We start from the raw sequence: 3,960 nt of genomic DNA on the forward strand, positions 1-3,960 counted from the left end.
CTCCTGACGGTAATCGTTCTCAAAAAAGACAGAGATTTGTATTACTCTGTCTTTGTGGCTACGTTCGCCCCAACGTGCAAGCTCACAGGCTGTCTGCTCATAACACTGCCGATAAATAGACTTTCCCTTTGTCACCTTAGTTATAAAAGCAAATATAAACCCAACAACGACCTTTGTTGTGTACATAACCCCTATGACGACAAAGACGGTTAACACGATTCCAGTATTCATTATTCCTCCTGTTGTTCTGATCGTTCAGGTAATGCCATTCAATGTGTTACATCATACTTATACCAACTTACGATTTATGTCAGTCGCAGCCACCACTGCCAGAATCACCACCCGAATAGCTATCACAACTGTAACTATCTTGGGACGACTTACTATGAGCCGGGGTTAATGACGCTATACTGTGATTCGCTACCAATGAGTGCATCATAAAAGAATCAATAAGGGGATCTCTTGAATCAGAATGGTAATTAGAGTTTTTTGACGGTTGAAGAGAGCTGTCATGATTACTAAAGGAAAGAGATTTTTTTCCGAGTATTACGGACGAAGCACCGCAGGAATTGATAGAAACAAGGTGTCCGTTTTTTCTGATCTTCATTTTATCATCAGACTGAACAGCCACCGTGCCATTTTTCATATGAATAACGACAACGTGTTTGGCGCTTTCAATCTCGTACTGGTCGCCTCTGAGATATCAAACTTCATCTTTGTTGCCGAAAAACCAGCTAAAAATCTTGTTAAACATATTATCACCTGTAATGGAAAAGCCCACAGTAGTAGGTGGGCTTTTTGGGAGTTGGCAATGTCTCGTAAACCTGTTTCACGGACGGTGAGGAGGGAGTCAGGAAACCCAACTCCACTACCCCGATTTTTTACTCATCCTGAGTAATAACGGCTTCCGCCAATGTGCGTCATCCCATGACGAGGACAATATGCAACAACAAACTAATAAATTCAATAGGTATTTGATTACCTATTTAAAAATTTAATCATCAAAGAAAGTTTCAGCACCTATTAACGGGATTATTCTTGCTAAAACTTCATCAAACACGCCATCTTCCGCCTCAGTTTCAAACTTAACACTGCGATCTTTCCATGATAAAGTCTGGATTAGGCTTGCAGCCACAACACTCGGCGTATCAAGGTTATTCACAGATACTTCCGTTATTCCTCCTCTAATACTGGTACTGATAGGGCAGCAAATAACAAGTCCTGTTTTCTTGCTGTATTCAATACTAGACAGAACCAACGCCGGCCGATACTTGCCGATTTCTTTTCCCTTTGTTGGTTCAAAGTCCAGCCAAATTATATCGTTTCTTCTTGGTATGTAAGTTTTATTCATTCGCCTATTTCCATTCCCTCTATCAGTGCCAACTCATCCGAATGGGCATTATAAGAATCCATATTTTTCAGCAGGTAGCTCTCTGAAAATACACGTTTATTCTTCTTGGGTGACAAAACTAAGTTGCCGTTTTCAATAGATAGATCCAGCTTATGACCCGCCTCTACGCCGAGCTGCTTGAGAACAGCAGTTGGTATGATAATACCCTGACTGTTTCCCCATTTTCTGATCGCTACACTCATAATATACCTCCAATAACGCTTAACGTATAAACATAGTATAACTTCTTTTTCTAGGTGAACAAGAGTATTGTAGCAATTATAATCAGCCACCTTTATATACGTATTTATTTATTGATCACACACATTTATATACGCATTTATTTATTGATCACACACATTTATATATCTATCATTCACCGCGCTGGTACTCATCCAATGACTGCATAATTACCGCAAATTATTCAGTAAATGGTGACGATGGTTAGGTGTTAGCGCATCCTCCCCTGACAACAAACAAACTGCGCTCAAGACCAGTGACAAATGCGGAAACTTACGGGCTAATGACTTTTGACCGAGGATAAAGCAGGAGAAGGTGGCAGCGATCTAATAACTACCCATGCTTCAAGCCGGTGTGAATCAACTACCACACACCACGATTTTTCGTTTCAGGCTGCATGGATGCCGGGCATGACCTCTCCCAAATGAGGTTCTGCATATTTGCCGCCCGTATTTTAAGACAGATTCTTATGGTTGGTATTTAAAGGCTGTAAAGCCAGAAGTGCGGGAAGCTCCGTAATTCTATGCCACCATAAGGTCATTAGACTTCTTCGGCCAAAAAAACAAAATTGGTTAAAATACCGCTTCTTGCCTTGAGCTACACCAATTTTTAACTCCCTACCCCCAACAAAAACAAGGAATTTGAACAAGGCACCATTTTGACGTACAATAAAGAAATCAATTTACAAATGGGGGACATTAATCATGAGCACAGTAACAGAAAGAATCAATCTTCGCTTACAGTCTCAAGCTAAGCAGGCCATTGAACGGGCGGCAAGTTTTGAAGGTAAAACCATAAGTCATTTCATTTTGGCTTGTGCGTTGGCACAAGCTGAAAAAACTATTCACGAGCACGAAGTGATGCGTTTAAATCATCAAGATTCAGAGGTATTTTTTAATGCCTTAGATAACCCAATCGATTTCAATAATAAACTGACCGCCGCTTTGTCGGAACATAGTCAAAGAGTTACCAATAAATGACCGATAGTTCAACTCTTATTATATCGGCACTAGGCAACAACCATGACAGGGCCAGTTTTCATTGCGGTGTTCCTTTATTAGATGAATATATTCGAAAACAAGCCAAACAAGATGTGACTCGTAGAATAAGTCGAGTATTTGTCGCTACTAATGTTACAGAACCAAATAAAATCATAGGCTATTACACGCTTTCGGCTTTATCAGTTGAGTTTAGTGAACTACCGCCATCTCTCGCTAAGAAATTACCCCGAAGAGCTGTCCCAGCAGCATTATTGGGTAGATTAGCTGTTAATCAGACGACACAACAGGGGGGAGTGGGGAGAATGTTACTGGCAGACGCCATTAAACGCACACTGGCTATTACCGACATTGCGATTTATGCAATGATAGTTGATGCTATTGAGGGAGCACAAAAGTTCTATGAACAATATGGATTTATCCCCCTTACCACAGGAAAAAACAGATTATTCCTTCCGCTGAAGTCCATTTGAAAAAGATGAGCTATTTTTCAAATTAGTTGCCGCTAAAATCGTCTTTACTTTTCTATCGGCAGGTAATTATGTTGCTTTTTTGCATTTGATCCTAAACGACGTGCAATCGTTTTATGTGCAGGCAATAAAACTGGGATAAATGAAAAACGGTTCTACAAGGAAATGATCCGACAAGCTGATTTTGAGTACCGCCGTCACTTGGACAATTTGGAGAAATAATTATGGCTAATTACAGAGAATTGTTAGCAAAAGAAAGCCTCGAAATGCAAGCACGTGTTGAAAAGCGAGTTGAACAAGCGAGCATCAAATTGGCTCTTAGTCAGTTACGTGATGAATTAGACATGTCACAAGCGGAGCTTGCTGCTGTTATGGGGGTTCAACAACCTTCCATTGCTCGAATGGAAAATGCTGATCATGATCCGCGCCTCTCAACACTTAAACGCTATGTGGCCGCCTTGGGAGGGGAATTAAGTATTGATGTGAAACTTCCAAGCGGTAAGCGTGTGGCATTTCATCTATTATTCAGAAGATCCGCTCATCCCTAAGCCTTACCCTCAAGTTCATCAATCGTTAGCGGCGCAAACACATCATCAATGCTATGCAATTCACCACGATCAGCCTGTGCAATAGATTCAGCCAAAACGGCTTTTAAACTCTGTAACTTGAGCTGTGCGAACTGGTCATACTCTTCAGGAGAGATAACCACGGCCACACGCTTACCATGCTTACTAATTTCCACTGGCTCACGCTGAACTTTCATCAACAGATCACCAAATTGATTCTTAGCTAGTTGTGCGGGAATAACTTCCATACATCACCTACCGTCTAAAATGGCTCGAATAGCTATGATATAGCGGAA

Annotated in this window: 8 protein-coding genes and 1 pseudogene; 5 read left to right on the forward strand and 4 right to left on the reverse strand. The window is 41.0% G+C overall.

From position 1 onward, the window contains the following. On the reverse strand, positions 1-231 hold a 231-nt coding region (locus tag PSI15_RS17220), incomplete at its 3' end, for a hypothetical protein (RefSeq protein WP_273584591.1). A gap of 280 nt (positions 232-511) precedes the next feature. Here PSI15_RS17220 and PSI15_RS17225 point away from each other — a divergent pair. Then, positions 512-898, forward strand: coding sequence for a hypothetical protein (locus tag PSI15_RS17225; RefSeq protein WP_273584592.1), 387 nt, complete (start codon positions 512-514; stop codon positions 896-898). 96 nt (positions 899-994) lie between these two features. Here PSI15_RS17225 and PSI15_RS17230 read toward each other — a convergent pair whose 3' ends face one another. Both PSI15_RS17230 and PSI15_RS17235 read right to left on the reverse strand, forming a co-directional pair. Continuing rightward, the gene (locus PSI15_RS17230) at positions 995-1,351 is read right to left on the reverse strand and encodes a type II toxin-antitoxin system PemK/MazF family toxin (RefSeq protein WP_273584593.1); all 357 of its coding nucleotides are present in this window, start codon (positions 1,349-1,351) and stop codon (positions 995-997) included. Next, positions 1,348-1,593, reverse strand: coding sequence for an AbrB/MazE/SpoVT family DNA-binding domain-containing protein (locus PSI15_RS17235; RefSeq protein WP_273584594.1), 246 nt, complete (start codon positions 1,591-1,593; stop codon positions 1,348-1,350). Before PSI15_RS17235 ends, PSI15_RS17230 begins: the two co-directional genes overlap by 4 nt. 741 nt (positions 1,594-2,334) lie before the next feature. On the opposite strand from PSI15_RS17235, the gene PSI15_RS17240 reads away from it, so the two are divergent. From PSI15_RS17240 to PSI15_RS17255, 4 genes and pseudogenes are all read left to right on the forward strand, one after another. Then, positions 2,335-2,610, forward strand: coding sequence for a type II toxin-antitoxin system TacA family antitoxin (locus tag PSI15_RS17240; RefSeq protein ID WP_273584595.1), 276 nt, complete (start codon positions 2,335-2,337; stop codon positions 2,608-2,610). After that, complete coding sequence (locus tag PSI15_RS17245; protein ID WP_273584596.1) at positions 2,607-3,101, forward strand: GNAT family N-acetyltransferase; 495 nt, start codon at positions 2,607-2,609, stop codon at positions 3,099-3,101. Before PSI15_RS17240 ends, PSI15_RS17245 begins: the two co-directional genes overlap by 4 nt. A 75-nt stretch (positions 3,102-3,176) precedes the next feature. After that, positions 3,177-3,320 (forward strand): annotated as a pseudogene (locus PSI15_RS17250) (type II toxin-antitoxin system RelE/ParE family toxin); the annotation flags it as partial. Positions 3,321-3,322: 2 nt separating this feature from the next. Then, positions 3,323-3,646 (forward strand): helix-turn-helix domain-containing protein, encoded by a 324-nt coding sequence (locus PSI15_RS17255; RefSeq protein WP_273584597.1) that lies wholly within the window; start codon positions 3,323-3,325, stop codon positions 3,644-3,646. Here PSI15_RS17255 and PSI15_RS17260 read toward each other — a convergent pair. Then, positions 3,643-3,912 (reverse strand): type II toxin-antitoxin system Phd/YefM family antitoxin, encoded by a 270-nt coding sequence (locus PSI15_RS17260; RefSeq protein ID WP_273583337.1) that lies wholly within the window; start codon positions 3,910-3,912, stop codon positions 3,643-3,645. The genes PSI15_RS17255 and PSI15_RS17260 overlap by 4 nt on opposite strands. Between the last annotated feature and the right edge of the window lie 48 nt (positions 3,913-3,960).

It is taken from the genome of Xenorhabdus sp. PR6a (genome assembly GCF_028599065.1).
In the GTDB taxonomy this organism is placed as follows: domain Bacteria; phylum Pseudomonadota; class Gammaproteobacteria; order Enterobacterales; family Enterobacteriaceae; genus Xenorhabdus; species Xenorhabdus doucetiae.

Bases quoted from the DNA above. Each gene is read 5' to 3' on its own strand.
- PSI15_RS17225 (WP_273584592.1), top strand. From the start codon at position 512: ATGATTACTAAAGGAAAGAGATTTTTTTCCGAGTATTACGGACGAAGC.
- PSI15_RS17230 (WP_273584593.1), bottom strand. From the start codon at position 1,351: ATGAATAAAACTTACATACCAAGAAGAAACGATATAATTTGGCTGGAC.
- PSI15_RS17235 (WP_273584594.1), bottom strand. From the start codon at position 1,593: ATGAGTGTAGCGATCAGAAAATGGGGAAACAGTCAGGGTATTATCATA.
- PSI15_RS17240 (WP_273584595.1), top strand. From the start codon at position 2,335: ATGAGCACAGTAACAGAAAGAATCAATCTTCGCTTACAGTCTCAAGCT.
- PSI15_RS17245 (WP_273584596.1), top strand. From the start codon at position 2,607: ATGACCGATAGTTCAACTCTTATTATATCGGCACTAGGCAACAACCAT.
- PSI15_RS17255 (WP_273584597.1), top strand. From the start codon at position 3,323: ATGGCTAATTACAGAGAATTGTTAGCAAAAGAAAGCCTCGAAATGCAA.
- PSI15_RS17260 (WP_273583337.1), bottom strand. From the start codon at position 3,912: ATGGAAGTTATTCCCGCACAACTAGCTAAGAATCAATTTGGTGATCTG.